This is a genomic window from Pantoea sp. X-Soil-TKNS-1211 (genome assembly GCF_059730495.1).
In genome coordinates this window covers 1,062,801-1,084,157 of sequence record NZ_AP035953.1, presented here as the reverse complement: position 1 = coordinate 1,084,157, position 21,357 = coordinate 1,062,801, and the positions used below count along the sequence as shown (strand labels likewise).

At 50.8% G+C, this 21,357-nt stretch carries 37 protein-coding genes and 1 tRNA gene; 6 read left to right on the top strand and 32 right to left on the bottom strand.

Features of this window, described 5'->3' with window-relative positions; all coding sequences use genetic code 11:
* Window positions 1-5: 5 nt before the first annotated feature.
* The 32 genes from AC6I8W_RS05020 to AC6I8W_RS04865 form a co-directional block, all read right to left on the bottom strand.
* Window positions 6-1,091 (bottom strand): major capsid protein, encoded by a 1,086-nt coding sequence (locus AC6I8W_RS05020; protein ID WP_497837233.1) that lies wholly within the window; start codon window positions 1,089-1,091, stop codon window positions 6-8.
* Window positions 1,092-1,101: 10 nt separating this feature from the next.
* The gene (locus tag AC6I8W_RS05015; RefSeq protein ID WP_497837232.1) at window positions 1,102-1,536 is read right to left on the bottom strand and encodes a hypothetical protein; all 435 of its coding nucleotides are present in this window, start codon (window positions 1,534-1,536) and stop codon (window positions 1,102-1,104) included.
* Window positions 1,537-1,539: 3 nt separating this feature from the next.
* Complete coding sequence (locus AC6I8W_RS05010; protein ID WP_497837231.1) at window positions 1,540-2,937, bottom strand: DUF2213 domain-containing protein; 1,398 nt, start codon at window positions 2,935-2,937, stop codon at window positions 1,540-1,542.
* Between the two features lie 23 nt (window positions 2,938-2,960).
* Window positions 2,961-3,839: a phage minor head protein gene (locus tag AC6I8W_RS05005; protein WP_497838108.1), complete on the bottom strand. Its 879-nt coding sequence runs from the start codon at window positions 3,837-3,839 to the stop codon at window positions 2,961-2,963.
* 31 nt (window positions 3,840-3,870) lie between these two features.
* Window positions 3,871-5,310: a DUF1073 domain-containing protein gene (locus AC6I8W_RS05000; RefSeq protein ID WP_497837230.1), complete on the bottom strand. Its 1,440-nt coding sequence runs from the start codon at window positions 5,308-5,310 to the stop codon at window positions 3,871-3,873.
* Window positions 5,311-5,321: 11 nt separating this feature from the next.
* Window positions 5,322-6,785: a phage terminase large subunit family protein gene (locus tag AC6I8W_RS04995; protein WP_497837229.1), complete on the bottom strand. Its 1,464-nt coding sequence runs from the start codon at window positions 6,783-6,785 to the stop codon at window positions 5,322-5,324.
* Window positions 6,772-7,251, bottom strand: coding sequence for a DUF2280 domain-containing protein (locus tag AC6I8W_RS04990; protein ID WP_497837228.1), 480 nt, complete (start codon window positions 7,249-7,251; stop codon window positions 6,772-6,774). The genes AC6I8W_RS04995 and AC6I8W_RS04990 overlap by 14 nt, the downstream gene beginning before the upstream one ends.
* 31 nt (window positions 7,252-7,282) lie before the next feature.
* A complete protein-coding gene (locus tag AC6I8W_RS04985) occupies window positions 7,283-7,897 on the bottom strand; it encodes a putative metallopeptidase (protein ID WP_497838107.1) in 615 nt (204 codons plus the stop codon).
* Window positions 7,898-7,950: 53 nt separating this feature from the next.
* Window positions 7,951-8,178 (bottom strand): hypothetical protein, encoded by a 228-nt coding sequence (locus tag AC6I8W_RS04980; RefSeq protein WP_497837227.1) that lies wholly within the window; start codon window positions 8,176-8,178, stop codon window positions 7,951-7,953.
* Between the two features lie 93 nt (window positions 8,179-8,271).
* On the bottom strand, window positions 8,272-8,817 hold the full coding sequence (locus AC6I8W_RS04975; RefSeq protein WP_497837226.1) for a KilA-N domain-containing protein: 546 nt from the start codon (window positions 8,815-8,817) through the stop codon (window positions 8,272-8,274).
* Between the two features lie 188 nt (window positions 8,818-9,005).
* Window positions 9,006-9,263 (bottom strand): hypothetical protein, encoded by a 258-nt coding sequence (locus tag AC6I8W_RS04970; RefSeq protein WP_497837225.1) that lies wholly within the window; start codon window positions 9,261-9,263, stop codon window positions 9,006-9,008.
* Window positions 9,260-9,454 carry an Rz1-like lysis system protein LysC gene (gene lysC / locus AC6I8W_RS04965; protein ID WP_497838106.1) on the bottom strand — a complete coding sequence of 65 codons (195 nt, stop codon included), beginning with the start codon at window positions 9,452-9,454 and terminating at the stop codon, window positions 9,260-9,262. The genes AC6I8W_RS04970 and lysC overlap by 4 nt, the downstream gene beginning before the upstream one ends.
* Window positions 9,390-9,848, bottom strand: coding sequence for an Rz lytic protein (locus AC6I8W_RS04960; RefSeq protein WP_497837224.1), 459 nt, complete (start codon window positions 9,846-9,848; stop codon window positions 9,390-9,392). Before AC6I8W_RS04960 ends, lysC begins: the two co-directional genes overlap by 65 nt.
* Window positions 9,836-10,468, bottom strand: a complete 633-nt coding sequence (locus tag AC6I8W_RS04955) for a glycoside hydrolase family 19 protein (RefSeq protein WP_497837223.1) — start codon at window positions 10,466-10,468, stop codon at window positions 9,836-9,838. The genes AC6I8W_RS04960 and AC6I8W_RS04955 overlap by 13 nt, the downstream gene beginning before the upstream one ends.
* Window positions 10,452-10,814, bottom strand: coding sequence for a phage holin, lambda family (locus AC6I8W_RS04950; protein WP_497837222.1), 363 nt, complete (start codon window positions 10,812-10,814; stop codon window positions 10,452-10,454). Before AC6I8W_RS04950 ends, AC6I8W_RS04955 begins: the two co-directional genes overlap by 17 nt.
* Before the next feature lie 155 nt (window positions 10,815-10,969).
* Window positions 10,970-11,377, bottom strand: a complete 408-nt coding sequence (locus tag AC6I8W_RS04945) for a type II toxin-antitoxin system HicB family antitoxin (RefSeq protein ID WP_497837221.1) — start codon at window positions 11,375-11,377, stop codon at window positions 10,970-10,972.
* Between the two features lie 48 nt (window positions 11,378-11,425).
* Window positions 11,426-11,602: a type II toxin-antitoxin system HicA family toxin gene (locus tag AC6I8W_RS04940; RefSeq protein WP_009112605.1), complete on the bottom strand. Its 177-nt coding sequence runs from the start codon at window positions 11,600-11,602 to the stop codon at window positions 11,426-11,428.
* 186 nt (window positions 11,603-11,788) lie between these two features.
* Window positions 11,789-11,865 (bottom strand) — tRNA-Ile (locus AC6I8W_RS04935).
* A gap of 239 nt (window positions 11,866-12,104) precedes the next feature.
* Window positions 12,105-12,926, bottom strand: coding sequence for an antitermination protein (locus AC6I8W_RS04930; protein WP_497837220.1), 822 nt, complete (start codon window positions 12,924-12,926; stop codon window positions 12,105-12,107).
* 13 nt (window positions 12,927-12,939) lie between these two features.
* Window positions 12,940-13,440: an NUMOD4 domain-containing protein gene (locus tag AC6I8W_RS04925; protein ID WP_497837219.1), complete on the bottom strand. Its 501-nt coding sequence runs from the start codon at window positions 13,438-13,440 to the stop codon at window positions 12,940-12,942.
* A gap of 109 nt (window positions 13,441-13,549) precedes the next feature.
* Window positions 13,550-13,777 (bottom strand): hypothetical protein, encoded by a 228-nt coding sequence (locus tag AC6I8W_RS04920; RefSeq protein ID WP_497837218.1) that lies wholly within the window; start codon window positions 13,775-13,777, stop codon window positions 13,550-13,552.
* On the bottom strand, window positions 13,774-14,415 hold the full coding sequence (locus tag AC6I8W_RS04915) for a recombination protein NinG (RefSeq protein WP_497837217.1): 642 nt from the start codon (window positions 14,413-14,415) through the stop codon (window positions 13,774-13,776). The genes AC6I8W_RS04920 and AC6I8W_RS04915 overlap by 4 nt, the downstream gene beginning before the upstream one ends.
* The gene (locus AC6I8W_RS04910; protein ID WP_497837216.1) at window positions 14,412-14,585 is read right to left on the bottom strand and encodes a NinE family protein; all 174 of its coding nucleotides are present in this window, start codon (window positions 14,583-14,585) and stop codon (window positions 14,412-14,414) included. Before AC6I8W_RS04910 ends, AC6I8W_RS04915 begins: the two co-directional genes overlap by 4 nt.
* Window positions 14,572-14,865 carry a hypothetical protein gene (locus tag AC6I8W_RS04905; RefSeq protein WP_497837215.1) on the bottom strand — a complete coding sequence of 98 codons (294 nt, stop codon included), beginning with the start codon at window positions 14,863-14,865 and terminating at the stop codon, window positions 14,572-14,574. Before AC6I8W_RS04905 ends, AC6I8W_RS04910 begins: the two co-directional genes overlap by 14 nt.
* Window positions 14,858-15,313 carry a YbcN family protein gene (locus AC6I8W_RS04900; RefSeq protein WP_497837214.1) on the bottom strand — a complete coding sequence of 152 codons (456 nt, stop codon included), beginning with the start codon at window positions 15,311-15,313 and terminating at the stop codon, window positions 14,858-14,860. Before AC6I8W_RS04900 ends, AC6I8W_RS04905 begins: the two co-directional genes overlap by 8 nt.
* Entirely contained in the window at window positions 15,279-15,536 is a 258-nt protein-coding gene (locus AC6I8W_RS04895; protein ID WP_497837213.1) for a hypothetical protein, read from the bottom strand. Before AC6I8W_RS04895 ends, AC6I8W_RS04900 begins: the two co-directional genes overlap by 35 nt.
* Before the next feature lies 1 nt (window position 15,537).
* Complete coding sequence (locus tag AC6I8W_RS04890; protein WP_497837212.1) at window positions 15,538-15,942, bottom strand: hypothetical protein; 405 nt, start codon at window positions 15,940-15,942, stop codon at window positions 15,538-15,540.
* Entirely contained in the window at window positions 15,939-16,139 is a 201-nt protein-coding gene (locus AC6I8W_RS04885) for a hypothetical protein (RefSeq protein WP_497837211.1), read from the bottom strand. Before AC6I8W_RS04885 ends, AC6I8W_RS04890 begins: the two co-directional genes overlap by 4 nt.
* Window positions 16,136-17,020, bottom strand: a complete 885-nt coding sequence (locus tag AC6I8W_RS04880; RefSeq protein ID WP_497837210.1) for an ATP-binding protein — start codon at window positions 17,018-17,020, stop codon at window positions 16,136-16,138. The genes AC6I8W_RS04885 and AC6I8W_RS04880 overlap by 4 nt, the downstream gene beginning before the upstream one ends.
* Window positions 17,007-17,897 carry a replication protein gene (locus AC6I8W_RS04875; protein WP_497837209.1) on the bottom strand — a complete coding sequence of 297 codons (891 nt, stop codon included), beginning with the start codon at window positions 17,895-17,897 and terminating at the stop codon, window positions 17,007-17,009. Before AC6I8W_RS04875 ends, AC6I8W_RS04880 begins: the two co-directional genes overlap by 14 nt.
* 78 nt (window positions 17,898-17,975) lie before the next feature.
* Window positions 17,976-18,260 carry a CII family transcriptional regulator gene (locus AC6I8W_RS04870; RefSeq protein ID WP_497837208.1) on the bottom strand — a complete coding sequence of 95 codons (285 nt, stop codon included), beginning with the start codon at window positions 18,258-18,260 and terminating at the stop codon, window positions 17,976-17,978.
* Between the two features lie 110 nt (window positions 18,261-18,370).
* On the bottom strand, window positions 18,371-18,595 hold the full coding sequence (locus AC6I8W_RS04865; RefSeq protein ID WP_497837207.1) for a helix-turn-helix domain-containing protein: 225 nt from the start codon (window positions 18,593-18,595) through the stop codon (window positions 18,371-18,373).
* 107 nt (window positions 18,596-18,702) lie between these two features.
* On the opposite strand from AC6I8W_RS04865, the gene AC6I8W_RS04860 reads away from it, so the two are divergent.
* From AC6I8W_RS04860 to AC6I8W_RS04835, 6 genes are all read left to right on the top strand, one after another.
* Window positions 18,703-19,392, top strand: a complete 690-nt coding sequence (locus AC6I8W_RS04860) for an XRE family transcriptional regulator (protein WP_497837206.1) — start codon at window positions 18,703-18,705, stop codon at window positions 19,390-19,392.
* 316 nt (window positions 19,393-19,708) lie between these two features.
* A complete protein-coding gene (locus tag AC6I8W_RS04855) occupies window positions 19,709-20,077 on the top strand; it encodes a hypothetical protein (protein WP_497837205.1) in 369 nt (122 codons plus the stop codon).
* A gap of 319 nt (window positions 20,078-20,396) precedes the next feature.
* Window positions 20,397-20,477 (top strand): YmiA family putative membrane protein, encoded by an 81-nt coding sequence (locus AC6I8W_RS04850; protein WP_497838104.1) that lies wholly within the window; start codon window positions 20,397-20,399, stop codon window positions 20,475-20,477.
* Window positions 20,478-20,492: 15 nt separating this feature from the next.
* Window positions 20,493-20,780: a hypothetical protein gene (locus AC6I8W_RS04845; RefSeq protein WP_497837204.1), complete on the top strand. Its 288-nt coding sequence runs from the start codon at window positions 20,493-20,495 to the stop codon at window positions 20,778-20,780.
* A 45-nt stretch (window positions 20,781-20,825) separates the two neighbouring features.
* Window positions 20,826-21,197 carry an XkdD/Y8K6 family phage-associated protein gene (locus AC6I8W_RS04840; RefSeq protein ID WP_497837203.1) on the top strand — a complete coding sequence of 124 codons (372 nt, stop codon included), beginning with the start codon at window positions 20,826-20,828 and terminating at the stop codon, window positions 21,195-21,197.
* 18 nt (window positions 21,198-21,215) lie between these two features.
* The gene (locus AC6I8W_RS04835; protein ID WP_497837202.1) at window positions 21,216-21,347 is read left to right on the top strand and encodes a hypothetical protein; all 132 of its coding nucleotides are present in this window, start codon (window positions 21,216-21,218) and stop codon (window positions 21,345-21,347) included.
* Window positions 21,348-21,357 lie beyond the last annotated feature (10 nt).

Sequence of the window (21,357 nt, the reverse complement as noted above, 5' to 3'; positions counted from 1 at the left end):
GCTCCTTAGCTTGAGGCGTGGATGACTGAGTATTTGTTGTTGATGTCCTGCTTAACCATCAGTCCCATCGCACCCCAGGTGCGCCAGATATAATCACTGTTGTAGTGAGGGCGCGGCTCAGCAACGGTGCCGACTGCCTGACCGACGATCGGAGCGATAACACCAGCACCCAGCGGAACGATGACAATTTCGTTGCCACTCAGTTCGTTGTCTTCTTTGATCGCAGAGATACCTGTCAACTTCAGCAACTCAGCCAGGATGGTTCCGCTCTGATAGTTGTCAGAGAAGAAGCGTTCGAGGTTTGAAATGATGTCGCCAGATACATACCAGGTCTGGTCTGCATACTGGTTGTTGATCCGGCGCATCTGGTCACGAAGCGCAATCGCGCCGTTGCGAATGTCAGCAGAAGATACAGCAGCGGAGCTGAAGTCAATATTCAGGCCAGTGGCGCCCAAATCAATCTGCATCACACGTTCATCATCACGCAGACCTTTCCACGTCAGGCCATCGAACACTGCCCAGTTACCGGCTTTGTCTTTGAAGCCGTTGAAGATGTAGCCCACATACTTGCGGCGAACATCATCAACAGAACCACGCTGCGCATCACCCTGAGATTGAAGCGCCGATGGGCTATTAAAGATTGGGTCACGCCATTCGAACTTGAATCCAGAGTCATGGATAGGAACCATGGTGCCGTCGAAGGTGTAGGTCCTCGCATCCAGCGCAGCACCAATCTGGCCTGACATGGATGTGTGAGCCCAACCACGACCACCGGTGCGTGCGTAGTCGTAACGAGACTGCTCCAGACGCACAGATCGAGACAGAGGCATCAGGTCATTCAGCAGGGTGAACTCGGTGTTCGGCTCGAACTGCTGGGTAACGGTGGTATCGTATGCGCGGTAAAGGCGGCGGATATCATCCACAGCGTTTACTGCATCCAGTGAGCCATGCTCACCAAATCGGGTGCGGGCAAGGAAGTCAGCCATGGACTGAGCGGAAGCATCACGCTCGCGCTGCAGATTGTTGAACTGCCACTGGTTGACTTCCAGATTGCCGGTGCGCTCGCCGATAGAGCGGGAAAATACAAACATTCATTGCTCCTTACTTGAACACAACACGAATCAGATCGTCTGCAACCGCAGTGGTTGGCTGATCTTCTTCGATATAAGCGAATATAGCGGCGTCATCGACAACAGCAGTGACGCGACCATTTGATACGGCGACAGGCTGGCCTTTGGTGTAAGTGCCTGCGGCGGCACGCACGTTCAGGAACATTCCTGGCAGCGGATGGATGCCTACAACCAACTCATTGGCTGGGATTGCGTCATCAACACTCAGGCAACGCAGGTAGTCTTTATTTGCCACATACTTGATGGCGAATTCTGCGCCTGCCACAGAGGCCGTGAACTTGTCGGCAGTACTGAAGACACCAACGGTGCCAGGCAGAGTCGATGCAGCCGCACCACCTTCACGGTTAAGCAGCGGATTAGGGTACACGCCACCGGCGTGGATGATATGTTTTCCATCTTTAGCCATTTCTTACTCCGGCATTTCGCTGAATGATTCGTTGTTGTTTACCTGACGCAAAACGCCGTTCAGGCCATGTGATTTCTGGCTGTTGGCATAAAGGCGGTCGAGGGCCTTGCCATCCAGATCAGCGACTTCGTCATCGCTCATGTTCATTGCCAGCTTCACAGCTGCCCGCTTGTCAGCCTTCTCTTTGTCAGAGTTAGCGTTGAGTTGGCTTTTCAATCCGGCAATATCTTCGGAAAGCGACTTCGCCCAGCCAGGCATATCTTCCGAGTTGGCTGCTTTTTCTTTAGCTGCCTTCTCATCAGCCTCTTTTTTCTCGCGGGCCGCTTTCTCTTCCGGGGTTTCAGTTGGCGTTTTTGCCTTGTCAGCCTGCATCTGGTTGTATGCATCCATCAGCTCGGCATCGGTCTTGCCTTCAGTCGGCTTACCAGCTGCTTTCAGCGCATTAACAATGATGTCTTTCATCGGATCGTTTTCTCCGTTGGTTTTAATTTCGTACTCAGTGGGTTTGCGCACGACTTCTACAGGTTCGCCGACGAATTGAGCGGTGCCGTCATCGTCGATGAGGTACTTCTGTTTGAAATAGCGAGTGTCATCTCGGTAAATAAAACTTTCCGGCCAGACAGTTTCGGGCCAGAGCCAGTTATCGCCATCACGACCTTCACGCAGCCGATCGCTGATGGCGCGCTGAATGTCGTCAAAGCTGAAATTGGAAGCGTTGGTGAAGAAGAACCTTGTTTTGTTAACAAGGCCTTCCTTGGTGCAGTTTGATGCCTCAGAGAGACTGGCTACTTCAATCTGCTGGTCCTCGCCATCAGAGTTAACGAAGATGCCAACGCCTTCATCGGGAGTTCCTGCGCCAGGCTCATCAAGCAGCACCGCCACATGGTCGAACATCATGTTGGTGGCGATCTCGTTGTACTTTTTGCCTTTTGACTCGCCGTTAGCAGCGATGCCTGAGTACAGCAGCCCGGTTGAGATGTGGATGGGTTCGGAGTTAGTGCCGGCGGCCATTTCATCCAGGCGATTAATCAGGCGCTTACCCTTATCGCTGGATTCGGCGTATCGGCGATCAACGTACATATCACCGGTCACCCTGCCATCGGTGTGACTCACGTTCTGCAGCCATGCACCAACGTGGTAGTTGTTTACTGCGCGAACATCACGGGCCGATACGTGCTTGCCATCCACTTTGGGATGCCCCAGCGGCATCGGGTTACGTTCAAGCGTGTTGTAGGCCTTGCCAATTTCTGCTGCCGGGTACAACTTCCGGTTCATCACAATATCGTCGACAACAGGCGTGATGCCGCGAACCACGATATGTGGCTTTCCGTCGATGGTTTCGGTAGTGATGTTTGAAGCGGAGTTGACGACGGTCAGCACGTTAACGCGATTGCGTTTCATGCTGCTTCCTCGTGTAGTGATGATTAAGCGGCCTGCTGCCACTCCTGACGCTCTTTGGCTAGCCTTTCAACAAGGCCGGTATTCACAATCTTTCCGTCATCATCGAGGATGACTGGTATCTGGCTGCAATAGCAGTTGTAACGATTGCCATTGGTCGCGTAGAAAGCCTCAACCTCTTCGGTGGTGTAAACCCTACCGTGACGTGATGCATGCCATGAACGCGTTGTTGGTTTAAGCGCAGACAGCCAGAGTACTGCAGTGTTCAGCCCTAACCTTTCACGTGCCCAGTCCGTTTCCTGCCACTGAGCTTTTCGAAGCGCGCCAACCTGCTCTGTCTGTGCCATGTTCTTGGCGCGAGCCATAGACACATCCAGCCGCTGACTAACTATCCGAGCCGTTTCTCGCGGGTTTATGCCGCGACCAATTGAATCTGAAATCACGTTAGCCAGATCACCGCGAGCACGGTCAGATTCAAGCAGCCAGTCGCTGTAAGTTGATACGTAGGCTGCCGCCACCTGATTCTGATATGCCGGGCTGCTCAGCAGTTGCGCCAGTGTTGTCTGCTGCTCGTATATCGGCGATTGCACTGAGAGATTTGTGAATGCCTGATGTGTGCCGCGCTCATACTCATCAGAGACATAGCTCAGCGCCCACAGGTTGTTGCTGCCACCTTCCAGTAACGCGTCATCCAGGATGATCTGCATACGCTGCAGCAGGTCAGCCAGTTGCGTTGCCGTCATGTCGTAGATGTACGCGCCCGCATTCACCTGGTATATGATATTGCCATGCACTGCGTGAGATTGCTGATTACTGGCTCGCTCTCGCCCTGTAATTTTCTCATCGAATAGCTGCTTCAGCGCCACCTTAATGCGGTAGTAACGCCCTTCAATGTCGCGAAACATTCGATTAACGGGGCGTGCTGACTGTGTCGGGTCAGATTTGTTGCGGGGAATTACCGGCGTCCGGATTAACTTCTGCGTCATCACTTAGCGGGTCTCCCGGTGGTACGACTGGAGGCAGTTCGTTTTCAGCGATCGGCTCCAGCTCACCTGCAGCGCGAATCTCGTTCTGCTCTATTGCCGGCGTGCCGTAAGCAGCCTGCGTTTTCTGCGCCACGTCTGCCAGTGCCTGCATATTGGCAATCTTCTCTTTCTCGCTCGGTGCGAGCAGGTCAGACCATGCCAGCGTGACTTCACCCGACTGGGGGGCATCAATCACACCCAGCGTCCAGAATCGCTCCAGAATCGCTTTAATCACCGCTGTCATGAACCCCCAGCGGCGACCATTGCAGCGCTTGGCCCAGTCCGTTTTATCTTCGTCAGATGCCAGACGGCCGGTTTGCTGCCCAAACAGAATGGTGAACGGGCATTGAATTGATGATGAGAACTCGTTGGCGGCAACGGTCCATGACGGTGATGGGTCAGCCGCTGCAACAGAGAGAACCGATGGTGTTCCGGCCTGCATAACCAGCGCCGCATCAGTGCCACGGTTCATGCGAGCTATCTTATCGTTCATCGCCTCGCCGATGTTTGCGTAACCGGCCTCTTTCGCTTGGCCCGCAATAGTCGCCATATCTGTCTGAGCATCAAAAGCAATACCAAGCTGCCGGCTTGCATTCTTAAGGAATCCCTCAGCGCTGCCGCCAGATATTTTCTCAAGGTCGAGAAGCTTGTTGTAGCCGGCGCGAAGATAAGGAACGCCGGAAAGCATGTTCTCATCCTCAGAGCCTTCGCACAGGATAATGACGCGGTCAGGATGAACAGTGACACTGCGAACTGGTCCGTATGTGCCATCATCGCCAACAGGCTGCTCGTTGAATTGATAATTTACCGGCTCGCCATAGGTTTCAGACATGGTGTCGGTGTCGAAGTTGCCAGGCTTAATCTGCGACTCCCACGCAGGGATAAGCTTAACAACTGCCCGGTCACCTAACCGCTTAATGACAGCGCTGTCTACTGGCTCTTTCCACTCACGCCCATCGCGGAACTGAATCAACAGCGCGGAGTATTTACCCACAAGATTGCGTCGGTCAGCGTCTTTAATCTTCGGCCAGTGTCGCGCCAGCAGCTTGGTCGCAGCAGTCTCCCATGTCGTAGTGGTGGTCGATTCCTTGTCTTCATCACCATCAATGATGGTCGGTTTGTCTACCCAGCACGAATCCAGCAACTTGTGCACGGCAGCATATGCCACTGGGTTGCGCTCATAGGCGCGATAGTAGCGGTCAAAATCCAGATTGTTGGGATAACCAAACTCTTCATAGAGCTTCGTTCGCTTGGTGTTGCCCTGATGACCACCATACAGCATGCGCTGACGGCCCATAGCATCAGCAAGGGCATTAACGAGGAATGTGACCTCGTTGCTTTGTTCACTCACTGATGAACTCCTTAGAAGAAGATTGCGCCTGGTGCCTGACCACTCAATTCGGTCATTGCCCAAACAAGAGCATCAAGGCGGTCGGGGGATTTTTTCGCGGTGGTTGGTACGTATTCCATCTGCTGATTCTCTAGCTGATAGAGATTGCCGCGATGCGCGACTCGCCCTTGTGCATAGAGGGCTGATATTGGCTCTGCGCGGGCAAACTTACCCTTGCTGGCATGGACTCGAATTATGCGGTCTCTAAAGCCTGCATTTCGCAGAGTTTCCTCGGCCATATCTCCGCCTTGGTTGGTCTCGATGACAATTGCGTCTGCGTCATGCTGTTTATAGGCATCCATAGCGCGAGTCGCCCAGCCATTAGGCGAGTACTTGCCGCTGTAATCGCCGTCTGCTGAATACTGTTTGCGCTCACCAACGCCATACGCACTGGCGGCAACGATGCCTGTTTCATCGCTTTCAGCACTGTTGGTCGCCTGCGGATCAATTGCCACTACCGTGCGAGACAGTTTCTCAGAGATATTGAGAGCATGTGCGGCAGCGATCATCTCTTCTGTCCAGAGCGCGCCCTCTGCATTAAACCTCCGAGGATTCTGCATGTACTGAGCTTCAGCGGTCCGACGGTGAGAGAAAAGCGATACGCGATGTGTCTCGTTATGCTTGAAAGGCCACAACCAACCATCAGGCAGCCCATGGTCAATAGGCATGGCGTGAGTGTTATCCGGATACTGCTCGGAATAGCTCTGACTGTTGTCGATCAGCACGGGCAGATTCAGGTGATGCCAATTCTCACCGCTGCCACCACGCAACAGGTAGCCACTCAGGTCGTGGTAGTGGATGCGCTGCATAATCACGATCATCGGCGTAGTTTCAATCGCCAGGCGTGATTTGATAGTTTCGTTGAAGCGATTATTAACGCCATCGCGCACCGTCTCGCTGTAGGCGTCGTCAGGCTTTACCGGGTCATCAATAATCAACGCGCCCTGCCATCCCGGCTCCATGTGCCCGGCACGAAAGCCGGTAACCTGCCCGGCTGCTGATGAGGCATACACGCCGCCGCCGAACTCGTTCCACCACATAGCCTTGCTGTCTGCGTCGTCGCGCAGCTCCATCGGCCACATGCTCTGGAATGTGCTCGATTTGACCATGCCGCGCGTGGTCGATGAGTTGAGCAACGCCAGGTTGTGTGAGTACGACAGATGCATGAACCGAGCGCGCTGATTCAGTGCCAGCCCGCGTCCCATCATGTTGATGGTTGCCAGTTCGGTTTTGGTGTAACCGGGGGGAACGTTAATAACCAGGCGTGAGATCTCGCCATTAATCACGCGATCCAGCGTCTGCTGTATAACCCGGTGATGTGGTGCGACGATCATCTTGCCGCCGGTGCGCTGCTTGAAGAAGTAACGGGCAAAGTACATGCCGTCCTCTTCACACTCTATGCGGCGCGCGAATAGTTTTTGCTCAGCAGTCGTCATCCTCCATCATCTCCTGCCGGGCGGATTTATATTCCTCTTTGCTCATCGTGATGGTCTGAATAGCACCGCCATCTTTGCCTGTATGCTCCAGCTTTTGCCGGTTGGTAAAAGCGTCGCCGCACTCTTTCGCCGCCTGCTCATACAACTGGGCGGTGAGTGCAAAGTTCTTCATTTGCTCGGTCCGGGTCGCCATGCGGTCAAGTCCACGCAGGCGGTATGCTTTGTTGGCGATCGGGATGTCAGAAATTTCAGTCTGAAAACGTTCGCGGGTGGTGTTGAACATGTCTACCCACTTCTTTGCCAGAGTCTTTCCACTGGCCTTCGTGGGGTCGTGCTGTTCAATCTGCTGGCGGCTAATTTTTAAGCCGAATTCTTTAAGGACAGCGTCGACCACCTGAGAGGGGGAGTCATAGCACGCAACAGATTGAACTATAAAGGCTTTAACGTGTCGATTGAGGGCCGCCATAGTTCTCCTCTTGTCCTGGCCTGTCCTGGATTTATGCCAGTTTTAGCAGGCAAGTCCCGCACGCCCTGGCGATGTCAATTTTTGCCACCTCTGCCGGTTGGCTGGCGGCGTCGATAAGCTCCTGCACGTCAGCGCTGGCACCGTAGCGGCGAACCACTCCCACGAACTCTTCAACGTCGTGGCCGCGCAGAGTCAGAACTGGCTGGCCTGCTTTGTTGAACTTCGGTGCGCCAAACTCATCGGTCGCCTGGGCAATGTGATAAAGCTCATGCTCTACCAGTGCACAGAATTCGAGGTCGCTGCATTGTGAGCAGAAGTCACCGGCCAGCGTGATGATGAAATCGGGTTTGTGCCCGAACCATTCATAGAGCTGCTGCTCCATTCTGGCCTTCTGCCATCCGCCGGCACGCATCATCACCTCTTCAGCCTGACCGAGTACGGTACGGCCCTGCTTGGTGAATGCGGTAGCTGCCCACAGGAAAGCAATATCAGCTTCAAGCAAATGCAGATGATCCGGGTTATGCAGCAAACCTTCTTCACTGATGATTTGCTCTATAACCCACTCATGTACTCCAGTTGCCGGGGTGAGCTTGATATAGGGGGCGAACTCTTCAACAAACTCAATTGGAGGGAGTGGACGATTCATGCTCATGTGTTCGATCCCATATTCACTCCAATAAAAAACCGCCCGGAGGCGGTTCATTGTGTATTTTTTAGTTTTCGATTCTGAGGTAATTCGGTAGCAAGAGGCACCAAACCCTTTTTAAGTGAGTTATATTGCTTTTCCGTCATACTCAACAATCCAGCTTCATATTTGTCTACGATCCCCTGAGCTAATGTGATTGCATCTTCACGCTCATCAATAGTTGGGATGCACAACAGACCGTGCCAAATCTTTTTGAATTCTTTTTCGCTTAAAGTTTCCATAGCCAACCTCTGATGAAGATTCATGTATGGTTGGCTGTGGTTGTAATAAATGCAAGTATAATCAGGCGCATTAGCGCGTGCGCCTTGTGATGGTCACGCTGCCTTACCTTCCATCAACGCCACCATGTCAGGATCAAGCTGGTCTATGAGATTCTGCCGGGCTTCGTTAAGCAAAGCTTTGCGACCGCCTGAACCCCATCTGCCCATTTTGCTTGCGCACTGGCTGATGTCTTTTGTTTCGCCGTTAATCACGTAATCCAGTCGATTAAGCTGATTGAGAACATCCAATGATTTGGTTCGGCTCTCAATGAATGTGTTGTACACATCAATCTCAAACTCAGGCTTAATCCACGCCGCATAACGCACGGCAATCATCTCGACGCCCCAAACGCTTTGCGAATCGCCACCTCGAATTACTTTAAGTGACTGATTTTGTTCCAAAGGACTTTTTTGTCCTCTGGCATCAAGCGCCCGGACAAACCGCTTCACTGAACCACTGCGGATAAACTTGCTTGGCTTCTGAGACTCTGTTGCCTCACCATTTAGAACAGCGGCTGCGTGCAGATCATTCAGACAGTAGCGCCCTTCCCTATCCACACGGACAGAGACGCCATTCACAATAACGGTTGGGTATGTCATAGCGTTTTACCTTTTAGAAAGTGAGCCTGTCTCACAGAAAAGCCGCCCGAGAGTAGGTCGCCACCTAACGGCAGTTCTCAGGCTCGCTTACTGAAAGGCTCTCGTTGAATTGCGCGTGAGATGCGCGTGGGTTTACTGCGGGCACAAAAAAGGCCGCCAGATGGCAGCCCGTTCGGTGTTTGGGGGTGTTACAGATATTTCTGCGCCAACGCTACCAGTTCGTCTTTGGCACCTTCGCCAAGATGCTTAATGCCGTCATCCAGGAATTCCAGGGCGGCTTTAAGGTCTTTGACGCCGGTCTGTACTTCTGCTGCCGGGGTAGCTTGCTGAACGTCAGCTGCCGCTGCTGGTTGTGCGGCTTGCACTTCTACAACCTGATCGGTCATTTCGCTTTTCTCTTCTTTGGGTTTGGTGAACAGGCCTTTCAGCCATTCAATGAATTTCATTTCTGTCCTGCCTCAATCTTGCGTATTGCTGCCCTGTGGATATTGCACTGGCCGAGCGCGTCATATAACTGAGCGTTGAGGCCGACACTATCCCCGAACGTCATCGGGTCCGGGACGGCAGGAACACTAATCGGGCTTGTCAGTTCCGCTGGCAGGTTTAGCCGGGGCTGGCTGATTGTCCGGTACTCCACCACTGGCTGACTTCGCTGCGTCCCGCAACCGCTCAACAGCGCGACTGTCAACAGGAGCAGCAGCGCATTTATCCGCTGCGAGATAGCGCTTGATTTCATTCTGTAGTTTCCTGTTCTGCTCTGCGGTAACGGCGCGTTGTTCTGCTACCTCACTCATTACGGCGTTCTGCTGGTTCACTGCTTTTACCAGGTCATTAACGCTTGATGCAAGGTCGTCATTCTTGGAGCGGAGATCGTTAATCTGGCTGTCTTTACTGTCAGTCAGTTTTTCCAGTCGGTCATTGGTTGCTGACAGTTGTGAGTTACGGGCGTTAAGCCCCCACAGGCAGACGCATACCAGGCCAATGATGATGATGTGAGAATAATTTCGGATGAAGCTGATTACGTTGAGCATAGAATCCCCTTAGCTTTGATTAAGCGGGATTTCCTGTCGTCCAGTCCGTTCGTGCCGCCGTTAATGATTCTGGTGATGCGGTCAACATCATCAGAGTCGGCAAGCTCGTTTAAACCGTTATTCTTCCACCATGCTGCCGCTGAGGTTGCCGCCATCTGATAGCCGGTCAGTAAATCAGGGTTCGCCACAATGTCAGCGCCAAGCTGTTTAACCAGTGCGGCATAGTTGGCCTTGCCGGTGATCTGAATCAGTCCCCTTCCGCGATATCGATAGCCATCACCGGAATTAACATCACCATTTCCGTTACGGTTGGCGTAAATGATGTTGGCGATCATCTTCTGATTAGCGGCGTGCATTGCGTTTCTGCCGTACAATCGGGCCTGTTCTGCGGTGATGCGCTTACGGAACATTGCCGTTAATGCGTTCTCGCTGTAATTCAGCCCTTCTTCAACTTTTGTGAAGCCGGTAGACTCATGGCCCGTTTGCGCCAGAAAGTGCGCCTGACGTAATGGTGTGTTGATCTGGAAATCAGTCATTGCCCCGGCGATATACGTGAACCAGGAAGCAGCAGCGCCGAGGGATACACCTGTCGCCATCTGAAATTTATTGGCTGTCAGCATTACCATCCCCTAATCGCTTATCAAGCACCCGGCGCAGCTTAGTAGAAAGCCAGTCCACTCCGAGAAAGCCGAGGAACACAGCCGCAACGCGTGTCGTGTCGTCGCTGAAATTCCAGTTAAATGCAGAGCCAAGAACCTGTAGTGTCGGCTGTAGGAAAAAAGCAAAGATGCTACACATCGCGGCATCCAGGAGGCGCCGGGACCATGTATCTTTACCAATGTAAGTTGCTCTCAGGAGCGCCATAACACCCGCCAGACCGGCATAGCCTGATTCGTTTTTGTGGGCATATAACCAGGCGATCAGGCTAGCCCAAAACCCAACGTCTTTTTCCGGCATGCGCTTCATCTCCACCTCCCGCTTGTTGGGGTGGCTGTCTGTAGTAACAAAGGAAAAATCGCCCGCTTGCCACTTCAGGAAAGGTTTAAGGTCGCAGTGATTGGCAGGGACGAAAAAAGAAAAGGCCCACCGAAGTGAGCCTTTAAGCATTTTGTTAGCGAAAATTAAGCGATGCTGATTTCCAGTCGCTTATCCAGAGCCGCCATCGCTTTCTGGATGGTGTCGATTTTAGTGGCGTGTTGCAGATTGAATATCCGCGTCACTTCCTGCTTTGTAACACCCATACGTTTAGCCAGCTCAACCTGAGTTAAGCCGGAATCAACGAACGCGCCAAGCATAAGTACCTTTGCCACCACACTGGCGGGAACTTCCACGAAATCACCGGTTATATCGCCGGGAGCCGGGATTTTCTTACCGTCTTCAAAATAGAACTCTAAGGCTGTCACCAGCGCATCAAGCCCCATCTCTAATGCTTCTTCACGGGTATCACCCTGCGTCAAAGCCTCCGGGATATCCGGGAACGATACAAAAAATCCGCCTTCGCATGGCTCAAGATTTATAGGGTATCGCATATCGTTTTGATGAATCTCCGCGAGTACCAGCCCCGAAGGGCTGGTTTGTTATTTCAGGCCAAGCTGCTTGAGTATGGCCTTTCGCAGTGGTTCTTTTATCTCAGCGCCGGGATGTCTTGGCATTACGCTTCGCTTCCCGTTATATCTCAGTTTCAGATGGTTAGTACCGTTTGAAACTTCAACCCCCTGAGATTCAAGCCACCGCCTGAACTCGCTTTGCTTCACCACTCCTCCATTCTGTTGAACATGTGATTATAGTAAGCATTTATGCTTACATAGTCAACATTTTTGTTTACTTGAATGAAGGATATCTCAACCAATCGCAAAACTGCCTGATTTTGAGATTAGAAGGCCGCAGCGTAACAATCACAGGTGAAGGCTGGATTGCCAGTTAGGGCTGCGGCTCTGTTATGGTGTTCGCGGCCGGGCTTGAACCTGCAATCGACCGATTATGAGTCGGGTGCTTTAACCATTTAAGCTACGCGAACGATATGTGTGGAGTAAGGTCCACATATAACGGCTTTATGTGTGGAGCATAAAAAAACGCCCGCAAGCTGGTGAGGCTTCGGGCGCTTTGATTATCACATTTAGTTGTTAACAAGGAGAAGGAACTGCTTTTATTTGCGCTTTTAACAACAGGACGCAACTTCAACTGTTGGGAATCATATCCCTGGAAACCGGAAAAGTAAATAGCTCACGATAAATTTATGAGCTATTTCTTATTGCGCTATGCCGTCACTTTATTGAGCGCCGCATTGGCAAAAGCCTCTTCTATTTCCAGCTTTACCGTCAGCGATTCGTAAAATCTCTTCCCGCTTTTTTCCCATGTTGCCAGGCTGATAGCATCCGTTAACTCGCAGATGGCCCGAAAGGCATCAGTTGATGGAATGCGCTCAAATCCTTTACCACCGCATTGCTTGCAGTCAGCCAACACAGGAACCCCTTGCGCCTTTGACAGCTTCTCGTTTACCGCCCTTCCTCGCCCCCTGCAATCCCGGCAGGACGTGCTGACGACACACTTCCCTTTGCATTCTAGGCACAGAACGCGCTCAACATCCCTCACCTGATAGCTTGCATTCTCCGGAAGAACTTCATCCAGGCGCTTAATCTCCGTTACCGCCCCCGGCCTTTGCGTGCCGAATCGTGATTTCATCGTGAACACGTCAGCCTCAATAAATCCCGTTGCATTACAGCACTCGCATGGCTTAACGCTGGCCGCGCTCTGGCAGTAATCCATGTACGCATAAGTTGCGAGTGTTTGCATGACCGCTGGTTTAATATCGCTTTCGAGTTTGCGTAAGGCTGCCACCTTATCGCAGGTTTGAAGTGCATATTCAGTTAACAGGGAAACGGCGCGTCGGGCGTCGTTCTCGCTTACTCCAACCTTCCCCATAAACGCGCTGTAGCCCATCGGAGCACGAGCCATTGTCATACCCATGCCAGCGATGTAGTCAGTGCCGGTAAGCGTGTCTGGTGAGGTATTTGGTGCCATGCCGGAAAAGCTCTGGCTCTTTGGAAAGTGGAAACGCACTGTACTTTCGAGGCTCATAGTTTTCTCCAAATTAAATATGCTTCCAGGTTCTTCTTTTTAAGATGTCGTATATCGCCCCCTGCGAAACCCCATATACTTCAGCAAGAAACTTAGGATTTTCATGGCTTTTCCTAATTTCATACACATCACTCTCAGTTAATTTTGCGAATGGGTGTGATACGCCTTGATTACAAAAAAGCCCCGTTGCAACTGCGTGTTTTCTGTTTTCAGAAATTGTTGCCCACTCCAGATTTTCCAGTCGATTGTCAGATTTATCTCCATTGATATGATTCACTTCTCTCTTTAATTCCGGGTTAGGAATATAGGCATTCGCTACCAGCCTATGAATATCGAAGTACTTGGCCTTCCCATTCGTATAAAATCCAACGTGCAAATAACCGCTTCGATTCTTTGCAGGACGAAGCCATTTCCCTTTAAGGTTATTCCCGCGAGTTCCAGCTCTGGCATGAGACCAGACTCGCCCATCAGATGTTATTGAGTACTTTCCTTCAAACCCTTCGACGAATTTCATCTTTTACCCTTCCCTCTCTTGCCAACCGCATCCCACGATTGAACATGAGTTGGCTGGGGTTCTGGTTTGATGGGGGTGAAGTGAGTGAGTAGTTTGGTTAGCCAGGTTGTCATGCCTTCCTCCGCATATCGGCGGCGATCGCCTTGAATGCCCGTAAGATGTGCTTGTTGGCTCCGTATAACGTCAACTGGAAGGTAAGCCCTTTCGATTCCCAGCCGTGCACCGGAGCTGAGTCAAAGCCCACATCAGCCAGCTTTCGTGCTTTCGCTAATTGCCAGAACGGACCTGTAATCCAGATGCGGGCAAAGTTGCCCTCGTCGATATGCTGAATCTTCACGCTGCCTCCAGTTTCTTTTTCAGTTCACGGCATTTGCGCCTGTATTCATCACGGATGCGGATAAAGTCATCGCGCCGGTAATGCGTCATTTCGTGAGGTCCGTTAAGCCAGTCAACCAGTTCCTGTCCGTACTTTTTCACCAAGTTAGATTCGTACTGCTGCGCCACTGTTGCCGCCTTTGCCCCATGCTTTGCCGACCCTGCATTACAGGATTTGCACTGGCGATAGGCGTTTTTTTCTACGAAGCGGAGTTCCGGGAATCCACCGACTGTTTTGAAATGACCACAGTCCCATTGGCCGCCATGCAAATCAGGCGGGTTTGTTTCTCCGCAGCTGATACAGGGCTGGTCATGGTCGCGAAGGCGGATGAACTGGTTGAAGGCGTCTTGAGCTTGTTTCTTGAAGTAGTTATCTGGCTTGATGGCTAACTTGCGGATTTTGGTGCTTCGTCGTTCCTGCTGGGCTGTTTCCTTTCGTCGTCGCTCTGCTTCCTGTATCGCTTTCTGCCGGTCTTTATCCCGCTTCGCCAGCGCTATCACGGTTCCGCATTCTGGAGAGCACCACGTTTGATTCTGGAATGAAGGATGGAACCATTCGCGGCAGTCGGGGTTTTTACATCGCCGCCTGACTTTTCTCATCTCGTTCTCCTCATGCGGTCCCACTTCGCCTTAATGAGCACCCATGCGTGGTCGTAGGACTTAACCTCACTGGCTGCTGGAATGGGCTTGGGTTTGTTTTTTGAAAGTTTTGTAGGCTGGAATATCAAACTGTCTATGGCTTTCTGAGTCGGTGACTTAGGCCGTCGCATTAGCTTCCCTCGCTTTTCTCAGGTACTGGTCAAGTAATGCCATCCTTTCGCTGACGCCAAAGCCGGATACCTCTGCCAGCCGGTATTTCACATCTGCGTCATCTTCGTTCATCCTGGCGCGCTTAACGCTGTTACGTGTGACCATGTTGTGAAGAGAAACTTTGATAGCTGCCCGGTCTTTGTCAGAACGTCCGAGGCAGTATTTCACTATCTCCCTGGAGGAGTGCCATTGATGGTCGGAGAGGAGTTCGGTTATTAGCTGGGTAAGGGTCTTAATCATTCTGCTTTTCCTTCAGTTTCTGATATTCAGAATCGTGTGGAATCGTCAGCGCCAGGCCGAACTGCGCGCACCACAACTCAACCTGATTCAGGAAGAAATGCATCTCACCTGTATCAAGCTCCGATGTGTGCCGGGGTTCCCATGTGCTGACTTTCTCTCCAGTGACAAAGTCGGTGTATTCGACCTGCTGGCTACCAAGGTATGTTTTCTTAAGGTTCCGCTTTACCCAGGCTGGCGTTGCGTCAGTGCGGCCGGACTTAATCAGGTATTCGCTGATTTCTCCGTACCACATGTGGGATAATGCGTTCTGGCTGAGGCTGCGTTTTTCTTTCCAGGGGACTAACTTGAGGCGGTAACACTGACCTGATTCGAGGAGGGGCTGAAGGTGCTGCCCGATGGCATTGAAGTTACCCCTATGAAGCTTCAGGCCCTCTTTCGGTATCTCCATGCTTATCACCTTTGATGAGGGTAAGTTTCGGCTTGTCGTCGTAATCGCTGAGTGAAATGGTCATTCGGCGATGCTCGAAGTTATGGACATATTCATCCTTCTGCCGGGCTTCCATAAACCCCATGACATAACTCAGCATGTAATTCAGTGGGTCTATTCCGGTGCGGTGCATCATTTCCAGCGCTTCCGAAAATTTGTCTTCTGCTTTGCTTCTTCTTGCCATCTCACCCCTCCTGCTTGCTGCGAGCAAGCCAGGCATTCCAGCACCAATGCGTTTGCAGGTGGAAATACCCTCCCTTTTCATCGCGCCGGATATCATCGTCTTCGGCAAATGGCATAGACATAATCCACGCTTCAAACTTACTTCGCTCAAGCTCATCGTTGCTGGTCATGGCCTGACCTTGATGCGAGAAGAATTCAGCAAGCCATTCTCGTGCTGCTGATTCAAACTCGCGCCACCGCCCATCGCAATGCACTTTCTTGTGCTCCATAGCAGGAAGTTTCGTGCATAGCATTCCATGCTCTTCACCTGCATCGAATTCTTCTTTCAGCACCTGAATGCACTCAATGAGGCTTTCTGGTAGCAACCGAAAAGTGTGATTGTCTCTCATGTAATATGCTTTGCTCATTCCCCACCCCGCTGCTTCTGGTTGCCGAAATTCACCACTGCCGATTTGACCGCCTCAAGTTTCGGCGTGACTATTCCATCTTTGCTGATGGTGTAATTGCCACGGTTCTCAATCAGCGCCTTCAGCAATCGCTCTTTTGGATCGAATGTCAACTTAACCAGCTCATCGCGGGTTAGGCCGTGGATTACCTGTGTCATGATGCCGCCCTCGAACGATACGAATCCCAGGTGAATGCCAGCGTGCAACCGCCGCCATCGTTCATGCGGTCAATGACGCGCTCTCCGATGAATGCTGACAGCTCATCAAGTGGCAGGTTGCTTATCAGAATGGTTGGCTTCATCTGCTCGTACCGGGTGTTGATTACTTCGAACAGGATCAGCTTTTCCGACTCACTACCGAACTGCACGCCAACCTCGTCGATGATTAACAGGTCGGGATCGGTGTAGGCGTGAATCACATCGTATTCAGTGCGCTCGGCGTTCTTGCCCCACGTGGATTTGAATGCGCGGGCAACGCGTAATGCTGTCGTGAACATGGCCGCGTGCTGATGCTCGCTGATGACGTGTTTCGCAATCGCCAGTGCCAGGTGATTTTTGCCCGTTCCGGGCTTGCCACACATCACCAGTCCGCCACCCTGCTTGCGGCGATCCGCCCATTTTGCTGCGTAGGCTTTGCAGAGTTTCAGGCATCTGGCGGCTTCAGGATTGACCGGCTGGTAGTTCTCCAGAGTTGCACTGGCAAAGCGTTCAGGCAGATTCAAATCCATCAGCAAACGGGCAATATTGCTTTCCTTCCTGCGAGCCTCATACCTGGCATCCTCCTGCTGCAACTCTTCCAACTTTTCGGTCAGGCACTTTGGGCAGTCGCTCTTGGTGGTAATCCCCTTGCCGCCTGGAACAAGGCTCCCCATAGTCCGGCAACGCTGCTCAAACTCACCATGGCGATCACATACAGCACGCACAACTTCAAACACAGTGTTCTCCAGCTGCTTCGGCGGTGAGTTCAGGTCAGCCAGTTGTCGCTGAACTTTGGCAATTTTGTCGCGGGTGTCTTTCGCGAAGGTGTCATGATGGCTCATCTGCAACTCCTATTGCCCATGCAGGCTCTTGAGTCTGACCGTAGTCTTTGCTGTTGAAGTTTTCAGCCACTGCGCGAGTTGGGGATGGCTGAGGTCGATAAGACGATTTGGCGGCATACTTAGCTGCATGTCTCAGCCAGGTATTCAGGGCCAGATTCCAGTCCTTGAACGTCGAACCTTTTGACCGATGATGGTCTGAGAATGCTTCGAATTCGTTTTCCAGATTCAAACCCAGCTTTTCAGCGAGCTTCCGGTTACCATCATTCGGAGAAAGGTCTTTGGGGAATTGCGTAGCCCGTTTTGTTTCTTTGGATGGCTTATCAGAATCAGCGGAAGGGACAACAGGGTTATTATTTTTATTGTCTTTACTGTCTTTTGTAGAATTGTCTTTTGTGTTTAACAGATTCTGTAAAGCCGGATTTACCGATTCCGTAAATGTTTTATTTACAGATTCTGTAAAGTTTATAGTTTCTGTAACATTTACTGGTTCTGTAATGGCAGGTTTACCGATTCTGTTAACCTTTGACTGCCAGGCGCTTACTTCTTTGTTGATTCCAACCATTCGCCCGTCTGCTACCAGTATTTTCATCCTGATCAGCCTGTTCCTCTCCGTGCTACACCGGGTGACCGGCAGACCTGTGAGTTCTGCCAGCTGAGCGTTCCCTACCCAATCGGATGTTTTGTTGTACCCGTATGTTTTGCGGATGATCGCCAGAGTTATCAGCATCTGGTTCTGTGATAAACCAGCGCCTATTAACGCTTCCAGCAGCTCATTAGCGATACGGGTGAAACCATTATCGGTATCGACCACGCGGCGCTCCACGACCTGCAAATCAGGTCTGATTGGTGAAACGTTATCAAGGGCTGCTTCAGCCATAAAGCCCCCCTTTACTGTTTACATATCCAGTTAGTCCTGGCATAATTTCCTCCAGTTATTTGTGTTCGCAAATTGCTATCAGGCCTCAAACGTTCCAGCGTTTGGGGCTTTTTCTTTGGCGCTGATCGCCTCAATCGTTTCCTGCACTAACCGCCCCATAGGGCTGACTTCCCACGCCATGCGGGCAGTGCAAATAATTGCCGCAATAAAGCGCCAGTCGACACGGCTGATTTTCGATTCGTGGCAGCCAACACCTTTGGCGAATTCACGCCCGGTCATCTGAGAAACTGCGAGTAACAGGTCTGTCTGAGTGCGATTAATGTCGCTCTCGGTTGGTTTGCTGTAGTTTGCATGTACGTCCATTTAGTATTTCCTTTATCGAATAAGTAGTTACGTGACGATGCGTAATGCAGTCACGTCATGATTTTTTCATTGGGATGCGCTTTTTCAGCGCTCGATTGAGGTGGTGGTGATTAGGCGGCTGACTTTGGTGCGTTTCCAAACATGATCCAGCCAGCTTCACATTGGAGTGCGTTAGCAATTTCTAACAGGTGTCGAGTACGTTTAGTTGTTCCAGACTCGATCGCCTGATATGACTGCTGGGTAATCCCTGCCAGTTCTGCAACCTCAGCCTGAGTAAGGCTGAGTTCGTTCCGTCGCTGCTTAACTCGCTGGGAGATGGTTTCCACTTGTTTCATACCTGTCTCCTAACAAATTTACCTGTATTTAACTATAGGAACTCCTGTTTTGTCAAGGACAGGTATGCCTGTAAAGTTGATTTGTTGCTGAAATTTGGAGAAAGATTATGACCCTGGCTGATCGCGTCAGGACGAGAAGAGTAGAGCTTGGCCTGACACAGACTCAATTGGCCTCTTTGGTTGGTATGACTCAACAATCAATAGGGGAAATTGAAAAGGGAGAAACAAAAAACCCTCGAAAATTTTACGAATTAGCTACTGCACTCCGATGTTCTCCACATTGGCTTAAAACAGGTGTTGTAGAATCTAATGCAAGTGAGTTAAAAGAAATTAACGCTTGGCACGAAGAAGATGATCTAAGCGATGATGATATTTATCTTCCCTTCTTCAAAGAAGCGCAACTTGCTGCGGGTGATGGTCGAGTGGTAGAGCTTGATAGCGAAGGTCGTAAACTTAAGTTTTCTTTACGCAGCCTCAAAAAGCTTGGGGTTCATCCAGAAAATGCCGCCTGTATGACGGTATGGGGTAATAGCATGGAGCCAGTAATACCTGATGGTGCAACTGTTGCTATTGATACCAGCCTGACCGACATAAAAGACGGTGAAATCTATGCTATCGACCAAGAAGGAATGGCCAGAGTTAAGATGCTGTACAGGCTTCCTGGTGGTGGAATAAGGTTGAGATCATTCAATTCCGATGAACACCCTGATGAGCACTATCTTGGAGAGGATGCGAACAGAATCAGAATTGTAGGATTTGTGTTCTGGTATGCAGTCAGTCGCAGGTTCTTCCGGTGACAAGATAATAAAAAACACCCGCTTCGGCGGGTTTTTTTTCGCCTATACAAAATTAATTCACATTAAAAAACAGGCAAATACAATATTAACAGGCAAGAAATACAAAAATGCCTGTTTACAGGATACAGGTTTGCCTGTACATTAAATTCCATCAGCAGGACGCTGTAGAAACCTAAAGGGAACAATCGAGCACTGAAAAAGTGCAATGTGCCAGATGAGATGAGTCTGGGATGGTGTGAATTGCAGCGTGAGAAAGCGCAACCACGGAGATCAGCGTCGTGGCACACCATCACCCGAATCATTTCAGGAGGTCATCATGATTAAAGAGCACAACATCAAGTCCAATGCCCGCAGTCGTCGTGATGAGCGCCGGAAAGCAAAACAGCAGGCATGGGCAGCAGCAAACGCTTCAGTTGTTGGTCGTCAGCAGAATATGACAGGCCTCGTTGAGGTTACTCAGAAGCCCGGTTACGAGCCTCAATGCATCAAGTTTGTAGCACAGGACATCTTCTGGTCAGCGCGGGAATACAAGGGACAGATTATCCGGGCTTCATATCTGTATGAATACGAGTTCGGCACATTGCGTGAAAAAGCTGTCCGCAAGCATATGAAAGTCACAAACGAAGCTGGCCGCCAGATACATGCGGTGCAGAGAGTTCGTGGCAAGTCGATTCCTTTGATTTGAGGTGAAATATGAAAGTTAAGTGCCCTGACTGCTCGGGGGATGGACTTGAAACATGCCACAACCCTGACCACGGTCTTTTATCAGCTCTTTCCTTCACTGATGAAGGAAGAATTGGATGTCCGGTTTGCGGCCATCATCCAAAGGGAAAGGTCCATGGCGGTAATAAATGCGACACCTGTAATGGAGAGGGAATTGTAGATGATTCAGTAGCCAAAGAATTTTGCGAGGGATATAGCTACGACTACGAAGAAATCGAAATCCGAATGGCTAATTAAATTAGCCAACACAACATACAGTTTTTTCTTTCCAGGAATAAATCATGACTAAACGAACTGCTTGGTTATCAGTATTTGCGTTTTGTGCATTGTTCTGGATTTCGATTTACACAGCATTCCATTAATTGAGAGAGGTGAGCATGACCATTGATGAAATCATGAAATTGCCTCGGCATCGAATGCCAAAACTGGGCCGTGTGATTGAAGTTGATTTGGATGTTCTGCGGATGGGAATAGGCTCTGGTGGCGGGGTTATCTTCGACATTGACAAAGTGGTTCCAAGAAAGGTTCGCAGAGTTATGAGCAAGGACGGCTGGCGGTGGCAATTAGCCAGTGAATCCCTTGACCAGAATGTATGGGATTATGACTTTGAGGCAGATAAGGAGCAGATAACCAATCTTAATTACGAGTTCGGATTAATTAAATAGCCCGCCCCGAGCGGGTTTATTTTTGTGCGGTAAGTGGGAGGTAAAATGGAAGGATTTAAAGGCACGCGTGGCCCGTGGATGGCTAGTGAATATTACGTAGACTCCACAACCGTGATTGATACGTCAGGATTCTGCGTGGCTGATGCGCCTCGTTGCCAAATTCTGGAAGGATGGTCTGATAAAGGCTACCAGCATTGGGCTGATAGCACTGAAGCACACCGCTGGATTTCCGATGAGCAGCAGACCGCCAACGCCAACCTGATAGCAGCAGCACCTGATCTTTTGGAGGCGCTTCAGGATTTATTCGCCAATTACAAACAGCTCGCTGACTCAGGTGATGCTGGATTCTGGAAATTGGAAGATGAGGATGTTGGCAAAAAGGCAATGGCTGCAATCAAAAAGGCGCTAGGCCAGTAACCAATAACAGGGGGATGTATGTGGGAAGTTGATTATGAAGATGGTAGCTGGGTTGCGGCCTGGAATGGAGACTGGCTACCAAATACCTATGGCAGCAGAGAAGAGGCGATGGAGGCGTTGCTTAACTGGTTGGCTGAGAACACTGAATAGCAGCGCAAGC